Annotated in this window: 16 protein-coding genes (1 of these 16 running past the window's edge); 11 read left to right on the top strand and 5 right to left on the bottom strand. The window is 64.2% G+C overall.

The genetic code is table 11. The annotated features are described in order from the left end of the window. Positions 1 to 134 precede the first annotated feature (134 nt). Together I6L39_RS05970 and ubiA are read left to right on the top strand one after the other, a co-directional pair. Complete coding sequence (locus tag I6L39_RS05970) at positions 135 to 686, top strand: chorismate lyase (RefSeq protein ID WP_216991308.1); 552 nt, start codon at positions 135 to 137, stop codon at positions 684 to 686. Continuing rightward, positions 683 to 1,546 (top strand): 4-hydroxybenzoate octaprenyltransferase, encoded by an 864-nt coding sequence (gene ubiA, locus I6L39_RS05965; protein WP_216991307.1) that lies wholly within the window; start codon positions 683 to 685, stop codon positions 1,544 to 1,546. The genes I6L39_RS05970 and ubiA overlap by 4 nt, the downstream gene beginning before the upstream one ends. A 59-nt stretch (positions 1,547 to 1,605) precedes the next feature. On the opposite strand, the gene plsB is transcribed toward ubiA, so the two are convergent. Further along, positions 1,606 to 4,029 (bottom strand): glycerol-3-phosphate 1-O-acyltransferase PlsB, encoded by a 2,424-nt coding sequence (gene plsB / locus I6L39_RS05960; protein ID WP_216991306.1) that lies wholly within the window; start codon positions 4,027 to 4,029, stop codon positions 1,606 to 1,608. A gap of 204 nt (positions 4,030 to 4,233) precedes the next feature. Here plsB and lexA point away from each other — a divergent pair, with 204 nt between their 5' ends. From lexA to I6L39_RS05940, 4 genes are all read left to right on the top strand, one after another. Beyond that, on the top strand, positions 4,234 to 4,860 hold the full coding sequence (gene lexA, locus I6L39_RS05955; RefSeq protein ID WP_042077858.1) for a transcriptional repressor LexA: 627 nt from the start codon (positions 4,234 to 4,236) through the stop codon (positions 4,858 to 4,860). Between the two features lie 374 nt (positions 4,861 to 5,234). Beyond that, positions 5,235 to 5,525, top strand: coding sequence for a hypothetical protein (locus I6L39_RS05950; protein WP_042077857.1), 291 nt, complete (start codon positions 5,235 to 5,237; stop codon positions 5,523 to 5,525). A gap of 182 nt (positions 5,526 to 5,707) precedes the next feature. Continuing rightward, on the top strand, positions 5,708 to 6,334 hold the full coding sequence (locus I6L39_RS05945) for an SCO family protein (protein ID WP_216991305.1): 627 nt from the start codon (positions 5,708 to 5,710) through the stop codon (positions 6,332 to 6,334). A gap of 22 nt (positions 6,335 to 6,356) precedes the next feature. Then, positions 6,357 to 7,727 carry an MATE family efflux transporter gene (locus I6L39_RS05940; RefSeq protein ID WP_216991304.1) on the top strand — a complete coding sequence of 457 codons (1,371 nt, stop codon included), beginning with the start codon at positions 6,357 to 6,359 and terminating at the stop codon, positions 7,725 to 7,727. A gap of 22 nt (positions 7,728 to 7,749) precedes the next feature. On the opposite strand, the gene trmL is transcribed toward I6L39_RS05940, so the two are convergent. From trmL to I6L39_RS05925, 3 genes are all read right to left on the bottom strand, one after another. Beyond that, complete coding sequence (trmL, locus tag I6L39_RS05935) at positions 7,750 to 8,214, bottom strand: tRNA (uridine(34)/cytosine(34)/5-carboxymethylaminomethyluridine(34)-2'-O)-methyltransferase TrmL (RefSeq protein WP_042077854.1); 465 nt, start codon at positions 8,212 to 8,214, stop codon at positions 7,750 to 7,752. Positions 8,215 to 8,285: 71 nt separating this feature from the next. Next, the gene (locus I6L39_RS05930) at positions 8,286 to 9,641 is read right to left on the bottom strand and encodes an ATP-binding protein (protein WP_216991303.1); all 1,356 of its coding nucleotides are present in this window, start codon (positions 9,639 to 9,641) and stop codon (positions 8,286 to 8,288) included. Next, the gene (locus I6L39_RS05925) at positions 9,638 to 10,333 is read right to left on the bottom strand and encodes a response regulator (protein WP_216991302.1); all 696 of its coding nucleotides are present in this window, start codon (positions 10,331 to 10,333) and stop codon (positions 9,638 to 9,640) included. The genes I6L39_RS05930 and I6L39_RS05925 overlap by 4 nt, the downstream gene beginning before the upstream one ends. 87 nt (positions 10,334 to 10,420) lie before the next feature. Between I6L39_RS05925 and I6L39_RS05920 the strand changes: the two genes are divergently transcribed. The 4 genes from I6L39_RS05920 to I6L39_RS05905 all read left to right on the top strand — a co-directional run bounded on the left by I6L39_RS05920 (position 10,421) and on the right by I6L39_RS05905 (position 13,813). Next, positions 10,421 to 11,332: a cation diffusion facilitator family transporter gene (locus I6L39_RS05920; protein WP_216991301.1), complete on the top strand. Its 912-nt coding sequence runs from the start codon at positions 10,421 to 10,423 to the stop codon at positions 11,330 to 11,332. Positions 11,333 to 11,339: 7 nt separating this feature from the next. Then, positions 11,340 to 12,119, top strand: coding sequence for a serine O-acetyltransferase (gene cysE / locus I6L39_RS05915; RefSeq protein WP_042077849.1), 780 nt, complete (start codon positions 11,340 to 11,342; stop codon positions 12,117 to 12,119). 6 nt (positions 12,120 to 12,125) lie between these two features. Next, positions 12,126 to 13,406, top strand: coding sequence for a hypothetical protein (locus I6L39_RS05910; protein WP_216991300.1), 1,281 nt, complete (start codon positions 12,126 to 12,128; stop codon positions 13,404 to 13,406). 197 nt (positions 13,407 to 13,603) lie between these two features. Beyond that, the gene (locus tag I6L39_RS05905; protein ID WP_010672454.1) at positions 13,604 to 13,813 is read left to right on the top strand and encodes a cell division protein ZapB; all 210 of its coding nucleotides are present in this window, start codon (positions 13,604 to 13,606) and stop codon (positions 13,811 to 13,813) included. Between the two features lie 69 nt (positions 13,814 to 13,882). Here I6L39_RS05905 and elbB read toward each other — a convergent pair whose 3' ends face one another. Beyond that, the gene (gene elbB, locus I6L39_RS05900; RefSeq protein WP_216991299.1) at positions 13,883 to 14,533 is read right to left on the bottom strand and encodes an isoprenoid biosynthesis glyoxalase ElbB; all 651 of its coding nucleotides are present in this window, start codon (positions 14,531 to 14,533) and stop codon (positions 13,883 to 13,885) included. Positions 14,534 to 14,933: 400 nt separating this feature from the next. Between elbB and polA the strand changes: the two genes are divergently transcribed. Then, positions 14,934 to 16,316, top strand: the 5' portion of a protein-coding gene (gene polA, locus I6L39_RS05895) for a DNA polymerase I (RefSeq protein ID WP_216991298.1). The gene runs 1,368 nt beyond the window's last position; only the first 1,383 of its 2,751 coding nucleotides appear in the window; it begins with the start codon at positions 14,934 to 14,936; its stop codon lies off the right edge, out of view.

Here is a 16,316-nt window from a genome sequence, read left to right as displayed (position 1 = left end):
GGCAGCGACGGATGCCCCATTTTTGATGCTGTCATCGGGGCCGTCAAGCACGGATGTTCTTACAATTCGTCATTGATTTACGGATAATAAACCGGATTTTAACCTGACAACGGAAATCTCCGGATGGTGAAGCTGTGAAGTCCGAGTTGACTGTTCCCCTCGTCCAGCTCGTCCCGTGGCGGGTCCCCGTGGAGTGTGAGCCCCCCGAGGCGCTGCGCCCCTGGTTGCTGGAGGCCGACTCCATGACCCGGCGCCTGCGGCGCTACAATCGCCACCTGTCGGTGCAGCTGCTCGGCAATCGCAGCGTGTCGCTGGGGCTGGACGAGCAGGCGCTGGTGGCGGTGCAGGATCCCGTGGGGATCTGCCGCGAGGTGATCCTGCATGGCGATGGCGGGCCCGCCATCCTGGGCTGGACCCTGTTCGCCGAGGCGGCGCTGCAGGGCGGCGGTCTGCAGGATCTGGGAGAGCAGCCGCTGGGGGAGCGCATCTTCGGCGACCTGCCGGTGCGGCGGGATCACCTGCAACTGGCCTGCTTCGAGATCGCGAACAATCCCTGGTGCCCGGCCGCCACCGTCTGGGGGCGCCGCTCCCGTCTCTATCTGGGGCAGTGGCCCTTGTTGGTCCACGAACTCTTCCTGCCCTCGCTGTCGTCCGACGGGCTGCCATCGAATAAGGAGCTGGCGTGAAGCTGTTAACCAAGGAGCGGGGACTGGCCTATGTGCAGTTGGCCCGCATCGACAAGCCCATCGGCACCCTGCTGCTGCTGTGGCCGACCCTGTGGGCGCTCTGCCTGGCGGCTGGCGGCCTGCCGGATCCCTGGATCCTGACGGTGTTCGTGGTGGGGGTGTTTCTGATGCGCTCCGCCGGCTGCGTCATCAATGACTATGCGGATCGCAATTTCGACGGCCACGTGAAGCGTACCGCCGGGCGGCCGCTGCCCATGGGGCGGGTCGCCGAGCGGGAGGTGCTGATCCTGTTCGCCGTGCTGGCGCTCGTCTCGTTCGCCCTGGTGCTGACCCTGAATCCGCTTACCATAGGGCTGTCGTTCGCCGGCCTGCTGCTGGCGGTCTGCTATCCCTTCATGAAGCGGTTCATCCCCATTCCGCAGCTGGTGCTCGGGATGGCGTTCTCCTGGTCCATCCCCATGGCCTATGCAGCCCAGGCTGACGCCCTGCCACCGGTCGCCTGGCTGCTGTTTCTCGCGAATCTGCTCTGGACCATCGCCTACGACACCGAGTACGCCATGGTGGACAGGGACGACGACCTCAAGCTCGGCCTCAAGTCGAGCGCCATCCTGTTCGGCCGTCACGACAAGCGGATCATCGGTGCCCTGCAACTGGCGACCCTGCTGATCCTGCTGGGGGTGGGCCAGCTGATGACGCTCGGTTCGGGCTACTACTGGGGGCTGCTGGGGGCCGCGGCCCTGTTCGTCTATCAGCAGCGGCTGATCCGGGAGCGGGCGCGGGAAGCCTGCTTCCAGGCCTTCCTCAACAACAACTACGTGGGGGCTCTGGTGCTGCTCGGCGTGGTTGCCCACTACCTGTGAGGGCGTCTCCCGATGAGATGAAAAAGGCCGCATGATGCGGCCTTTTTGCTGGTTGCTCCTCAGAGCCGGTTGCCCGCCTGTATGGTGCGGCGGATCTTGTTGCTGAGCAGCGGCACTATGTTGTCCGCCAGCGCCTGGAAGCGGCCGAGATCCGGCTTGCAGCCGGTGTCGAGATAACCTTCGCTGCGCAGGGTGTGGATCAGGGTGCTGAACAGCTTGGGGTCGAAGAACTCGGGGGCGTTGATGCCATGCAGGGTGCCGAGGCGCTCTGCCATCATCAGGCCGTCCGCCTCCAGCTGCTCCGCCTCGATGCGGGGCTGGGCCAGCACCCGTGTCAGTACTATGGCGTAGCGTTGCAGGGTCTCCTGGATGCTCTCCGCCAGCAGCAGCAGGCGGGTCTGGTTGTCCGGGTTGACCCAGAAGCCGCCGTCGCGCGCCTCGATCAGCTGCTGGCGCTGCAGCTCGCCCAGCAGGGCGTCGACCAGCTCGGGCAGCGCCTCCTCTTCATGACGCAGGAACAGTTCCGTCTTGAGCAGCGGGTAGATGTCGACACAGCGGGCGACGATCTCGTTGCGGGAGATCCCCTCGCACCGCTCGATCAGCGCGGCCACCAGGGAGGGCATGGCAAACAGGTGCAGGATGTTGTTGCGGTAGTAGGTGAGCAGGATCGCCTGATAACGGTCCAGGCTGATGATCTGCCCCAGCTTGTCCTCGGTCACCTCGAACTTGTTGAGCTCCATCGCCTGATCCAGCAGGGTGGCGGCGTCCTCGGCCGGCATGGTGCTGTTCGGGCTGTAGGGCACCTGCTTGAGCAGGTCCAGATAGGTGTTGAGCTGAGCCTGCAGTTCGTCCCGGGTCAGGGCGTGGCGCTCGGCGGCCAGCAGCGCCAGGGCGCTCAGGGTCAGACCGTTGACGGCGGCGGCATCGTTGATGCGGGTCATCATCAGCTCGGCCAGCTGGTTGACGGTGGGCGCCATCCACTGGGGGCGCTCCTCCTTGCCGATGTGGGCCTTCCACTCCGGGACCTGCTCGTTGAGGTAGCCGTTGAGGGTCAGCGGCTCGCCGAAGTTGACGAAGCCGCGGCCATAGTTGCGCAGCTTGCGCAGTATGCCGAGCACCTGCAGCAAGCTCTCCTTCTCCTTGCGGCTGCCCTTGAGCTCGTTGTGGTAGGTGTTCACCTCCATCACGTGCTCGTAGCCGAGGTAGACAGGGACCAGGGTGACCGGTCTGTCCAGCCCGCGCATCATGGCCTGCAGGGTCATGGCCAGCATGCCGGTCTTGGGCGGCAGCAGGCGGCCGGTTCGCGAGCGCCCCCCCTCGGTGAAGAACTCCACCGAGTAGCCCTTGGCGAACAACAGGTTCAGGTATTCACGGAAAACCGTGCTGTAGAGCGGGTTGCCCTTGAAGGTGCGGCGGATGAAGAAGGCACCGCCGTGGCGGAAGATGGGGCCCGCCGGCCAGAAGTTGAGGTTGATGCCCGCCGCGATATGGGGCGGCACCATGCCCTGGTGGTAGATGACGTAGGAGAGCAGCAGATAGTCCATGTGGCTGCGATGGCAGGGCACGTAGACGATCTCGTGGCCCTCCTGGGCCAGCTGGCGCACCTTCTCGGCACCGTTGACCGAGAGGCCGCGGTAGAGCTTGTTCCAGAGCCAGCCGAGGAAGCTCTCGCCGAGCCGGATCAGCCGGTAGGAGAAGTCGGAGGCGATCTCGTCCATGTAGCCGTGGGCGCGCTTCTGCGCCTTCTCCAGGCTGATGCCTTCCCGTCTGGCCTCTTCCTCTATGGCCTGCTGGATCACGCTGGAATCCAGCAGCTGTTTGAACAGCAGGTTGCGGTTCGGCAGCTTGGGGCCGGTGGCGGCGAGCTGCTGGCGGCTGAAGTGGGTGCGGGCGACCCGGGCCAGCTTGTGGGCGATGGCCTCGTCGGTGCCGTGCTTGTCCGCCATATGGCGCAGGGAGAGCGGCGGGGAGAAGCGCACCAGGTTCTCGCGCCCCTTTAGGATCACGATCAGCGCCTTCTTCAGGCGGTTCGGTGCCAGGCTGCTGATGATGTTCCAGCCGGAGGCCTCTTCCCCCTCGCGACCCGGGGCGCGGCCCCAGAACAGGGTGACGGGCACCACCTGGATGTCCAGCGCCGGATCCTGCTTGTGCAAGTCCAGCAGCTGGTGGAACTCCTGCAGGAAGGGGAGCGGCTTGTTGCGGGCACCGAACAGGGGAGGTGGACGATCCAGACAGACGTAGCGCGGCAGCAGTTGGCCGTTCAGCTCCAGCGGCGTGAAGGGGCCGGGCAGGCCGAGGTCCTCGCAGCACTGCTGCAGGGTCATCAGGTCGGTGATCGAGCTGGTTTTCAGGGCGTAGACGATGGGTCTGGCCGGATCCAGCTTGAGCTCGGTGATGGGATTTTCCGGCAGGCTCTTGTGATTGACCAAGCCGCTGACCGGCCATTGCAGGATGGCTCTGGAAATCTTCTGTCCAAGGGACATGTGCGTCTGCTCTCCAAAAAAATGCGGCGTGAGCATAGCAAATCACCGGCGGCTTGTCGCCGAGAGGTACGATGAGTCCCAAGGCGGCGCGCGAGGGAGCCACATTTTGCGACAAGGCGGGGACAAATGTCAGCAACGCCTTGCCTTGGCCACAGCACTGTATATACTGCCAGTGTGCTGTATAAAAAGACAGGTGCCCATGCTATGAAACCCCTTACCCCCCGCCAGGCCGAAGTGCTGGAGCTTATCAAGGCGAACATGAACGAGACCGGCATGCCGCCGACTCGCGCCGAGATCGCCCAGAAGCTTGGCTTCAAGTCGGCCAACGCGGCCGAGGAACATCTGAAGGCCCTGGCCAAAAAGGGGGTCATCGAGATCATGCCGGGAACCTCCCGCGGCATCCGCCTGCTGCTCGAAGAAGAGGAGGCCTTGCCGGAAGAGAGCGGCCTGCCGCTCATCGGCAAGGTGGCCGCCGGCGAGCCCATCCTGGCCCAGGAGCACATCGAGAGCCACTACCAGGTGGATCCCGCCCTGTTCCATCCACGGGCAGACTTCCTGCTGCGGGTGCAGGGCATGAGCATGAAGAACATCGGCATCATGGACGGGGATCTGCTGGCGGTGCACAAGACCCAGGAGGTGCGCAACGGCCAGGTGGTGGTGGCGCGGCTCGATGAGGACGTCACCGTCAAGCGCTTCCAGCGCAAGGGCAGCCAGGTATGGCTGCTGCCCGAGAACGAGGAACTTTCCCCCATCGAGGTGGATCTCGCCAGCCAGCACCTCACCATCGAGGGGCTGGCGGTCGGCGTCATTCGCAACGCCGACTGGATGTAAGCCTCCGGCATGACGAAGGGGCCTCCTGCGGGAGGCCCCTTCGTTTTGGCCCCCGTCTCCGTCATCCCGCCTCGTGGCCCATCCCCGCCATCCTGCTGCCGTCGTCCGTCGCAAATAGTCCCGCCACAGACAGCGCATTTCGGATATATCCTTTGATAAGGCTCGCACCCTCATGGTCACCGCCATGGCGGCGAGAGCGCCCCACCGGCCAGCTGGACGGCTTTGCAGGGATGCATCACCGCCGGGGCTGTGTGGAAGAAGGGAGAGTCGTCAGCAGTTGGACGACTCGTACAGTCAGTACGCGACGGTGGTTGGCTTGCCTCCCGATGGCAGTAACACTGATCGGCGTGGCCTGTTGAGCAAGGAGGACAGGTATGGCTTCAAGCTCGCCGTGGGATCCGGTGCCGGCCGCAGCGCCCGCATCCTCCATCACCCGATTCATCAAGGGCAGTCGGATGACGTGGTTCTATGCGCTCTGGGTCTATCACAAGGGAGATGGCTGGACCGTCTGGCTGGGGTGTCCCAAAGACAAGATCGTCCGCCTGGTTCGTCTGTTTCGCCGTCACCACGACATCGGCTTGCCGGATGCGCCCTGGACGGCGCCCGTGATCCCGTTGCACGCATCCATCAGACGTGCCCAGCCGCAGCGCAGGCTGCGACCCTGATCCCGGCCGATACGAGCCCCGCCCCGAGCGGGGCTCTTGCTTTCCAGCGCTCACGACATCCTGGTGCCCCTGCGGCCCTCCATCCGGACGAAGGGGTAGCCAGAAACGGGGCGGGGCGGGTTACAATGACCCTTCCCAGGTGCAGCTCCTGGGCTGATTATAAATACAAGGGTTTGTTTCATATGGTTAAACCACGCTTTTCCCTGCTGCTGTTGCTCTTCATCGTCAGCATCATGGCTGCCTATTACTGGAGCCAGCCTTCCTTGCCGGAGCAGGCCGACTACTATCCGACGGCGCGGGACATCAACCCCTTCACCCTCACCGACGGGGATGCACAACCCTTTACTCCCGCCAATCTGACGGGACACTGGACCTTCCTGTTCCTCGGTTACACCTATTGCCCCGACATCTGCCCGACCACGCTGGCGGACCTGCGCGCCGCCTACCCCGGCTTGAAGAAAATCGCCCCCAACAGCCAGGTGGTGTTCATCTCGGCAGATCCCCAGCGGGATGACAGCGCCCGTCTCAAGAGCTATACCGCCTTCTTCGAGCCCGAGTTCAAGGCGGCGACCGCGCCCCACAGCGCCCTGTTCCCCCTGGTGCGCAACCTGGGCCTGGTCTATTCCATCGTGGAGAGCGAACGCAAGGATTACCTGATAGACCATTCGGCCTCGATAGTGCTGATCAACCCGGCGGGCAAGCTGGTGGCCCTGTTCCGTCCCAAGGTGGCGCCGGGGGAAGTGCCCCGCGTTGACATGCAGGCCATGGTCGCCGACTTCGCACGCATAGTGCGACTGGCCGACGAGTGATCCCGCAGCCTCCGTCCTGCTCATGCCCATGTCACCCTGGTTGAGGGATCCCGGCCGCCACAGGGCCGTCTTTGCCCTGGCGCTGCCCATGGTGTTTTCCAATGTCACCACTCCCTTGCTGGGGCTGGTGGACACCTGGGTGATCGGTCATCTCGGTGAGGCCTGGTTCCTCGGCGGCGTCTCGGTCGGCGCTACCCTCATCAACCTCCTCTTCTGGTTGCTGGGCTTTCTGCGCATGTCTACCACGGGCCTGACCGCCCAGGCCCAGGGGGCCGCCAACGCCGAGGGGCAGCTCGATACCCTGGCCCGTGCCCTGGGGCTGGCGATCGGCCTGGGGCTGGCACTCCTGCTGCTGTTGCTGCCGTTCCTGCCGGCCATCATCACCTTGGGCGGGGGGTCGGCGGAGGTACAGGCCCATGCCGGGGACTATGTGTCGGTGCGGATCTGGAGCGCCCCGGCGGCGCTCTGCAACCTGGTGATCATGGGCTGGCTGCTGGGCATGCAGGATGCGCGCAGCCCCATGCTGCTGCTGATCCTGGGCAACCTCGTCAATATGGGGTTGGATGCCTGGTTCGTGCTGGGGCTGGGCTGGCAGGTGAAGGGGGTGGCCGCCGCCTCCCTGCTGGCCGACTACAGCGCGCTGGCGGTGGGGCTCTGGCTGGCGAGCCGCCATCTGCGCCGTCTCTCTCCCGGGGTCTGGCAGCATGCCTGGCGGCGCTGGTCTCAGTGGCCGGCCTTGCTGCGGCTGCTCGCCCTGAACCGGGACATCTTCATCCGCTCCCTCTGCCTGCAGCTCTGCTTTGCCTTCATGACCCTGCAGGGGGCCAGGCTGGGGGATGTGGCCGTGGCGGCCAACGCGGTGCTGCTCAACTTCCTGATGCTCATCTCCTACGGGCTGGACGGCTTCGCCTACGCGGTGGAGGCCATGGTGGGGCGCGCCATCGGGCGGCGGGACCGGCAGGGACTGCGGGAGGCCATCGTCCTCAACCTGGGCTGGGCCCTGCTGATCGCGCTGGGCTTCACCCTGTCGTTTGCCTGTGGGGGAGGGATGCTCATCCGCCATATCACCGACCTGCCGGCGGTGATCGCCGAGGCCCACCGCCAGCTGCCCTGGCTGGTGGCCATGCCGCTGCTGGCGGTCTGGTGCTTCCTGCTGGACGGGGTCTTTATCGGGGCCACCCGGGCCCGGGAGATGCGCAACAGCATGCTGGTGGCGGTGTTCGCCGGATTCTTTCCAATCTGGTGGCTCTGCCAGGCGTGGGGTGTCGCCGCCCTGTGGGCCGCCATGAGCGCCCTGATGGTCGGGCGGGGCCTGACCCTCGGCTGGCTCTGCTGGCAACTGGAACGGGATGGCCGCCTGCTGACGGGGCTGAGGGCCAGGGGGGCGGCCTGATTTCTGGTTCCGTCCGGTTGGGTCAGGCCGAGCCCGCGTAGTCGAACTGGCGCCAGCTCTCGTAGACGAACACCGCCACCGCGTTGGCCAGGTTCATGCTGCGGCTCTGGGGCAGCATGGGGATGCGCAGCCGCTGCTCGAACGGCAGGCTTTCGATGATCTCCATGGGCAGGCCGCGGCTCTCGGGCCCGAACAGCAGGGCATCGCCTGCGGCAAACTGCACTGCCGAATGGGCGGTGCGTCCCTTGGTGGTACAGGCGAACACCCGCTTGGGGGCGACGGCGGCCAGAAACGCCTCATAGTCAGGCCAGCGCTTCACCTCGGCGAACTCGTGATAGTCGAGTCCGGCCCGCTTCACCCGCTTGTCATCCCACGCAAAACCCAGGGGCTCTATCAGGTGCAGCCGGTAACCGGTATTGGCACAGAGGCGGATGATATTGCCGGTATTGGGCGGGATTTCCGGTTGGTAGAGCACGATGTCGAGCATGGCGGGATCCTGGGGTGGTGCGAAATGGGCGCCAGCATACCCAGCGCCCGTGTCGATGAAAAGAGGGTCGGTCAGGCGATGGGCAGGCGGATGGTGATGACCAGGCCGCTCGGGTGGTTGTTGCCGGCCCGGATGGTGCCGCCATGGCGCGCGATCGCCTCGGCGGCGATGGCGAGGCCGAGGCCGGTGCCGCCGGTCTTGGCATTGCGGGCGTCGTCGACCCGGAAGAAGGGCAGGAACAGCCGGGGTTGCTGCTCCACCGGCACGCCGGGGCCGTCGTCCCGAATCGTCATCACCCACTCCCGTCCCTCCCGATACCACTCCACCTTGATGAACTCGCGGGCGTACTTGAGCGCATTGCGCAGCGGGTTCTCCAGGGCGCGCGCCAGCAACTCAGGCCACATGGCGAGGGACTCGGTCGGCAGGGGGGGCAGCCTGAGCTGCTTGCCGTTCTGGTTCGCCTCGAACATGGCGTCGTCCAGGATAGGTTCCAGCAGATCCGCCAGCGGCAGGGTCATCGGGGCTTCCACGTGCTGCTGCACCCGCGACAGATCCAGCAGATCCCCGATCAGCTTGTCGAGCCGGCCTATCTCCCCCTCAATCCGGGCCAGCTCGGCGCTGTCGCCCTGCTTGCGGCGGATCAGCGCCTGCGCCAGCTGGATGCGGGTGAGGGGGCTGCGCAGTTCGTGGGAGATGTCGGAGAGCAGCTGTTTCTGCTTCTGGATCATGTCCTTGAGGGTGTCGACCATATGGCTGACATGCTCTGCCAGCTGGCCGATCTCGTCCTTGCGGCCGAGGTTGGGGATCTGCATCTCCAGGTTGCCCTGGGCCAGCTGTGAGACCGACTGCTGCAGCTCCAGGATGGGGCGGGTCAGGCGCCAGGCCAGCAGCAGGCAGAGCGGGGTGCTGACCAGCATGGCGATGCCGAGGATCTGGATGGGGTGGTCCAGGATCTGGATGAAGAGGAACAGGTAGGAGTTTTCGACGTTGAGGCCGAAGTAGACGTGATAGGCCTGGCCGTGATGGGTCATCTGGAAGGGACCCGCGATGGCGCGTTGATGCTCGCTGCCCAGCATGGGCTTGGCCGGGTTGTCCGAGTCGAGCATGAAGCGGATCACGAACTTGCTCAGCCGGGTGCTGGACTGTATCTGCCCCTTGGCATCGCGCAGATAGATGTTGTCCACCGGCAGCAGGCCGGCGGCATCGATGGCCTTGGCCAGATCGAAGTCCTGGTCGGGATCCGCTCCCTTCTGCAGCGCCGCCAGATTGTTGTTGAGGCGGGTGACCTCGTGGGCCGGCAGCGGAATGATGTTGCGGGGATCCAGGGTGGGCAGTATCACCACGGCCGCCACCACCAGCAGCAGCATGAACCAGAACCAGAGAAAGATCTGGGTGGAGAGGCCGTTGAAGGTGCGGGCCGTTTTCATGCCTGTTCCAGCCACAGGTATCCCCGGCCACGCACCGTCTTGAAGCGGGGCTGGCCATCGGTGCGCTCCGGCAGCTTCTTGCGCAGGTTGCTCAGGTGCATGTCGATGGCCCGGTCGAAGGGTTCCAGCTTCTTGCCGAGCACCTGCTCGGAGAGCAGGCTCTTGCTGACGATCTGGCCCGGATTGCGCAGCAGGCACTCCAGCAGGCCGAATTCGGTGGCGGTCAGCTCCAGCAGCTGATCGTTGCAGCGGGCCTGTTGCAGGCCGGGTTGCAGCACCAGATCCATGAATCTCAGCTCTTCCGGGCTGTTGCCCCGCTGGGGCTGGCTACTCTGGGTGCGGCGCAGGATGGCGCGTACCCTGGCCAGCAGCTCCCTGTCGTCGAACGGCTTGGCCAGGTAGTCGTCGGCCCCGGCCTCGAGGCCGTTGACCCGATCCTGACTGTCGCCGCGCGCGGTCAGCATCAGCACCGGGGTGTCGTGAGTCTTGCGCAGCCGGGTCAGCATGGCGAAGCCGTTGAGCCTGGGCATCATCACGTCCAGCAGCACCAGGTCGAAGGGCTGTTCACCCAGCCGCGCCAATCCCTCTTCCCCATCCTCGGCCACGGTCACCTGAAAGCCTTCCAGGGTCAGGATTTCGGTCAGCAACTGGGTCAGTTCGAGATCGTCGTCGACCAGGAGTATTTTGTTCATCCGGGAGCCACTCTGTTGATTTTGCGCGCCAAACTGACGTCAGGGTCAGGGTATAATAAGTTTTTACGCGTCGGAGGAAAGCCGGTTTTGAGCCACCAACAATATTCCCGCTGGGTCACCCTGGCCAGCATGGCGGCGGTCGTCACCGCCACCCTGCTCATTCTGGGCAAGCTGATCGCCTGGCTGATGACGGACTCCTCCAGCCTGCTGGCATCCCTGACCGACTCCTTCATGGACGTCAGCGCCTCCATCATCAATCTGGTGGCCATCCGCTATGCCATGGCGCCGGCCGACGCGGAGCATAGATTCGGCCACGGCAAGGCGGAGTCCCTGGCGGGCCTGGTCCAGTCGGCCTTCATCTCGGGTTCCGCTCTGCTGCTGATGATGCACGGCATCTCGTCGATGCTGAACCAGGTGCCCGTGGTGCGCCTGGAGGCGGGCATCTGGGTCAGCGTCGGCTCCATCGTGCTGACCCTGCTGCTGGTCAGCTTCCAGAGCCTGGTCATCCGCAAGACCAACAGCGTGGCCATCAAGGCCGACATGCTGCACTACCGTTCCGATCTGCTGCTCAACGGCGGCGTGCTGCTGGCACTGGTGCTGGCGGGGCAGGGATGGTATTGGGCCGACGGCCTGTTTGCCATCCTGATCGGTCTGTTCCTGGTGTGGGGCGCCGTGCATATTGGCTACGAATCGGTGCAGGCCCTGCTCGATCGTCAGTTGCCAGAGGAGGAACAAGCGAGAATAATGGCCCTCTGCTGTGCCGTAGAGGGGGTGCATGGCGTACATGATCTGCGTACCCGCCAATCCGGGCCGACCCGCTTCGTGCAGTTGCATCTGGAACTGGATGACCAACTGCCCCTGGTCAGGGCCCATCAGATAGCCGACGAGGCTGAACTGGCCGTCCGCCAGGCCTTCGAGCGGATGGATGTGATCATTCACATGGACCCCATCTCGGTGCTGACAAAAGAACGACAAAGCACTCACCCTGAACAACAGTAGGCTCAACATGGATGATCTGGTCGCCCGCACGTGGCGAAAAATTCAGCAGGAAGCGCAGAGCATGACGGCCCAGGAGCCCATGCTGGCCAGCTTCTTCCATTCCACCATTCTTAACCACCGGGACCTGCGCTCGGCGCTGAGTTTCCAGCTCGCCAACAAGCTCGACAGCACCACCATGCCGGCCATCGCTCTGCGCGAAGTGATCGAGCTGGCCCTGCGCAGCGAACCCGAGCTGCTGGCTGCGGTGGCCGCCGACATCTGCGCCGTACAGGAGCGCGACCCGGCGGTCGACCTCTTCTCCACACCCTTGCTCTATCTCAAGGGATTCCATGCCCTGCAGGGCTACCGGGTCGCCAACTGGCTGTGGCGCCAGGGTCGTCGTGCCCTGGCACTCTATCTGCAAAACCAGATCTCCGTGGTGTTCGGGGTCGACGTGCACCCGGCCGCCCGCATCGGCAAGGGCATCATGTTTGACCACGCCACCGGCATCGTCGTCGGGGAGACCGCGGTCATCGAGAACGACGTCTCCATCCTGCAGAGCGTGACCCTGGGGGGGACAGGCAAGGAGAGCGGCGATCGCCATCCCAAGATCCGGGAAGGGGTGATGATAGGGGCGGGGGCCAAGGTGCTCGGCAACATAGAGGTGGGCGTCGGTGCCAAGATAGGGGCCGGCAGCGTGGTGATCAACCCAGTGCCTCCCCACACCACGGTCGCCGGCGTGCCCGCCAAGATCGTGGGCCGGCCTGAGTGTGACAAGCCCTCCTTCGACATGAACCAGAACATCTAGGGAACCATGGCCAAGCGCTGGTCAGGCTATCTGATCCTGGGGATGTGGCTGCTCAACCTGCTCCATCTCTATCTGGACTTCTCCCCCTGGCCGGCGGCCATCGCGGCCTGGGCCGCCTCCCTGCTCACCTGGCCCTGGCTGGTGGGGGCCGCGAGGCGGCAGGCCCTGGCCCTCTATGGTGCAGCTCTCCTGCTGCTGATCTTCTCCTGGTGGCGGGGGGCCGTCCTCAGGCCAGGGGACTGGCTGCTGCCCAACATCAACATGCTCACCATGTTCGCGGCCGTCAGCACCCTCAACCTCGCGACCTCCGGGCTGCTGACGGGAACCACCTCCTGGTCCGGCCGCAAGGGGCTGTGGAGCACCATGGCCAGCCTCAATCTGCTCGGTGCCGTCATCAACCTCTCGGTGCTCTTCATCATCGGCGATCGGCTGGAGCGCAACGGCACCCTTGAACGACGCCAGGTCATGGTGCTGAGCCGGATCTTCTGCGCCGCGGCCTTCTGGTCCCCCTTCTTCGTCGCCATGGCGGTGGCGCTGACTTACTCACCCGGGCTGCAACTGGGCAGCATACTGCCCTTCGGCATCCTGGCCGCCCTGCTGGCCATGGGGCTGACAGCCTGGCAGGTGGAGCGGCTCGGGGTGGCGGACTTCGAGGGCTACCCGCTGCGGTTGCAGACCCTGGGGCTGCCGGTGACGCTGGCACTGCTGGTCATGCTGATCCATCAGCTCCGGCCCGGGCTCAGCATACTGGCGGTGATCGCGCTGGTGGCGCCCCTGCTGGCCCTGCTGTTCATGCCCCACGCCGGACGGGGGACAGCGCTCAAGCGGCAGGTGGTGGAGCGCTTCCCGGCCATCGGTGGCCAGCTTGTGCTGTTTCTGGGAGCGGGTTTGCTGGCGGCGGGCATCAACAGCGCGCTGTCGGTGCTGGACTTTGGCGGCGGCCACGGCCTGCCGCTGTTCAACCACTTCGGCTGGTTGGAGGCCAGCCTGACCCTGCTGCTGATCTTCATGGTGGCCATCGTCGGGGTGCACCCTCTCATCAGTATCTCCGGCGTGGCCCCTCTGCTGTGGCCACTGTCGCCGGACCCCAGCCTGCTCGGCATGTGCTTCCTGCTCGGATGGGGACTGGCTACCGGCACCAGCCCGCTCTCCGGCTCCAACCTGGCGTTGGCATCCCGCTACAACCTGAGCGCCGGGCTCCTGCTGCGCTGGAACCTGCTCTACGGTCTGCTGATGTACGGCGTTGCCTGCCTGTTGCTGGGGGGCTTCATCACTCTGCACGGCTGATACCGGCACAGTGCGTGGCACCTAAGCCGGGCGTGCAGCGCCTGCGAGAAAAACCGACGCATATTTAGGCAATACAGGCCCGCAGGGTGCAATTTGCAACGCGCTGGCTTGTTTGTGCCGAGCGCATCAGGGTATGCTGGCTTCACGCGCTTGAATCGCCCCTGTGGGGCATCGCAATTGAACATACAGGTATGCATATGTCACTAGAAGTCCTTGAGCAACTCGAATCCAAAGTACAATCCGCCGTCGACAACATCTCCCTGCTGAAGATGGAGCTGGACGAGCTGAAAGAGCAGAACAGCAAGCTGCAAGACGAGAACCATCAGCTGCGCAACGAGCACGTCGCCTGGCAAGAGCGTCTGCGTGCCCTGCTGGGTAAGATGGACCAGATGGGCGATGCCATCTGATCCCGTCTCTGCCGACAGGAATGAAAACGGGCCGCTCCTTGAGCGGCCCGTTTGTGTTATGGCCTGGGGTCACATGGCGAGCAACTGCCTGACCGTCTTCTCGATACCATCGGCCGCCTCGACGATGTTCTGCGCCAGCATATAGGCGGGGGTGGAGATCACCTTGCGCTCCTGATCCACCACGAACTCGCTCACCGGGCAGTTGAGGTGGCTGCCCCCCATGGCCTCGATGGCGCTGGCGGCCCCCTCGTCACGGCCTATGGTGGCCAGGGTGCCGGTACCATAGATGAGGGGGATCATGGCCGGGGCGATGCAGATATAGGCCGCCGGCTTGCCGGCCCTGGCAAAGCTCTGGCACGCCTTGAGCACGTCCGGCTGGATGCTGCACTCGGCTCCCTTGATGGCGAAGTCGCACAGGTTCTTGGCGGCACCGAAGCCGCCAGGCACCAGCAGGGCGTCGAAGTCGGCCGCATCCAGCTCGGCCACATCCCGGATCTGGCCGCGGCAGATGCGGGCGGCCTCGACCAGTACGTTGCGGCTTTCCCCCTCGCTGACCTCGCCGGTCAGGTGGTTGATGACATGCAACTGCGCGACGTTCGGGGCGAAGCATTGAACCGTTGCTCCCTGACGGGCCAGTGCCAGCAGGCTGATCACGGCCTCGTGAATTTCCGATCCGTCGAACACGCCACAGCCACTCAAGATCACGGCCACTTTTTTCATGGCAGACTCCTCGTTGTTGAAAATGTGAGCCAGGGTCAATTGTTGTACTTTTGTATGGTTATCGTTCGACCTCCGCTGGTCAAGTCATCTCGCTGTGCTAGGATTGTTTCGTTTTGGATCCTGCCTCATCACCTCCCCTGAATTTTTTTCCACATTGATCGAGATCATGATGGCTGCATCATGGTGTGTTTTGTCGATCTCAACATAATGTTTTAAAACATGTTTTTATGAACAATCCACAGGTTTGTCACGAAGCTTGTGCCGAAGTGCCATTTTTGAACACAGAGTTATCCACAGGTGGCAATCTAGTTGATGGCACTAGGGGGAGAGAGGCAGCCCCTTGGTGTGGTGCTGGCCCTGTGGCATCCTAGCGGCTGTTTATTTTTGGCAGGACGATTTCATGGCCTCTAGCAACCCCCTTATCCTGGTCGACGGCTCTTCATATCTTTACCGCGCCTTCTTTGCCTCCCAGCAGGCCGATCTGCGCACCTCGACCGGGCTGCCTAGCGGCGCCGTCCGTGTCATGGCCAACATGATGCGCAGTCTTCGCAAACAATACCCCGACAGCCACGTGGCCGTGGTGTTCGACGCCAAGGGCAAGACCTTCCGCGACGACATCTATCCCGAGTACAAGGCAACCCGCGCCAGCATGCCGGACGATCTGCGCAGCCAGGTCGCCCCCATCCACCAGATGATCAAGGCGATGGGTTTCCCCTTCCTGATGGTGGAAGGGGTGGAAGCCGACGACGTCATCGGCACCCTGGCCCGTCAGGCGACCGAGAAACAGCTACCAGTGCTGATCAGCACGGGGGACAAGGACATGGCGCAGCTGGTCTCCGACCATGTCACCCTGATCGACACCATGAAGGACGTGAAGACCGATCGGGAAGGGGTGATCGAGAAGTTCGGCGTACCGCCCGAGCTCATCATCGACTACCTGGCCCTGATGGGGGACAAGGTGGACAACATCCCCGGCATGACCGGCGTCGGCGAGAAGACCGCACTGGCGCTGCTGCAGGGGATCGGCAGCATAGACCAGATCGCCGCCAACCTCGACAAGGTGGCAGCGCTCGGCTTCCGTGGCTCCAAGGCGTTTGCCGACAAGTTCCGCGAGCAGGAGCAGCAGGTGCGCCTCTCCTACGTGCTGGCCACCATCAAGACCGACGTCGAGCTGGAGCAGAGCCTGGAAGAGTTGGAGCTCGGCCCCATCGACAAGGAGGCCCTGCTGGCGGTCTACCGTGAGTACGAGCTGCGCAACCTGATAAAAGAGCTGGAGTCCGGCAGCGAGGAGAGTGGCGCCGAAGGTGATGAGGAAGGCACCGCCCCGGTAGCCGCCATCGAAACCGACTACCGCTGCATCCTGGACGAGGCCGAGTTCGACGACTGGTTGGCGTGCCTGCAGGCGGCACCGCTGTTTGCCTTCGACACCGAGACCACCAGTCTCGACTATATGGAGGCGCGGGTGGTTGGCGTCTCCTTTGCCATCGAACCGGGCAAGGCGGCCTATGTGCCCTTCGGTCACGACTATCTGGGGGCGCCGGTGCAGCTGACCGAGGCCGTGGTGCTCGGCAAGCTCAAGCCATTGCTGGAAGATCCGGCCCGACTCAAGGTGGGGCAGAACCTCAAGTATGATCGCAACGTGCTGCTCAACCATGGCATCGAGCTGCAGGGCATCGCCTACGACACCATGCTCGAGTCCTATGTGCTCAACTCCACTGCCAGCCGCCACGATATGGACTCGCTGGCCCGCAGGTATCTGAATGTCGAGACCATCTCGTTCGAA

Source organism: Aeromonas sp. FDAARGOS 1409 (assembly GCF_019048705.1).
GTDB classification, from domain to species: Bacteria; Pseudomonadota; Gammaproteobacteria; order Enterobacterales; family Aeromonadaceae; genus Aeromonas; species Aeromonas sanarellii.
The sequence above is the reverse complement of the archived record's forward strand: the minus strand, read 5'-3'. Positions and strand labels throughout refer to the sequence as shown.

What these genes read in the sequence shown, in the direction of transcription:
- I6L39_RS05905 (WP_010672454.1), top strand. Translation starts at nt 13,604, where the DNA reads ATGTCACTAGAAGTCCTTGAGCAACTCGAATCCAAAGTACAATCCGCC.
- elbB (WP_216991299.1), bottom strand. Translation starts at nt 14,533, where the DNA reads ATGAAAAAAGTGGCCGTGATCTTGAGTGGCTGTGGCGTGTTCGACGGA.
- cysE (WP_042077849.1), top strand. Translation starts at nt 11,340, where the DNA reads ATGGATGATCTGGTCGCCCGCACGTGGCGAAAAATTCAGCAGGAAGCG.
- lexA (WP_042077858.1), top strand. Translation starts at nt 4,234, where the DNA reads ATGAAACCCCTTACCCCCCGCCAGGCCGAAGTGCTGGAGCTTATCAAG.
- trmL (WP_042077854.1), bottom strand. Translation starts at nt 8,214, where the DNA reads ATGCTCGACATCGTGCTCTACCAACCGGAAATCCCGCCCAATACCGGC.
- I6L39_RS05925 (WP_216991302.1), bottom strand. Translation starts at nt 10,333, where the DNA reads ATGAACAAAATACTCCTGGTCGACGACGATCTCGAACTGACCCAGTTG.
- I6L39_RS05940 (WP_216991304.1), top strand. Translation starts at nt 6,357, where the DNA reads ATGCCCATGTCACCCTGGTTGAGGGATCCCGGCCGCCACAGGGCCGTC.
- plsB (WP_216991306.1), bottom strand. Translation starts at nt 4,029, where the DNA reads ATGTCCCTTGGACAGAAGATTTCCAGAGCCATCCTGCAATGGCCGGTC.
- I6L39_RS05945 (WP_216991305.1), top strand. Translation starts at nt 5,708, where the DNA reads ATGGTTAAACCACGCTTTTCCCTGCTGCTGTTGCTCTTCATCGTCAGC.
- I6L39_RS05950 (WP_042077857.1), top strand. Translation starts at nt 5,235, where the DNA reads ATGGCTTCAAGCTCGCCGTGGGATCCGGTGCCGGCCGCAGCGCCCGCA.
- I6L39_RS05910 (WP_216991300.1), top strand. Translation starts at nt 12,126, where the DNA reads ATGGCCAAGCGCTGGTCAGGCTATCTGATCCTGGGGATGTGGCTGCTC.
- I6L39_RS05930 (WP_216991303.1), bottom strand. Translation starts at nt 9,641, where the DNA reads ATGAAAACGGCCCGCACCTTCAACGGCCTCTCCACCCAGATCTTTCTC.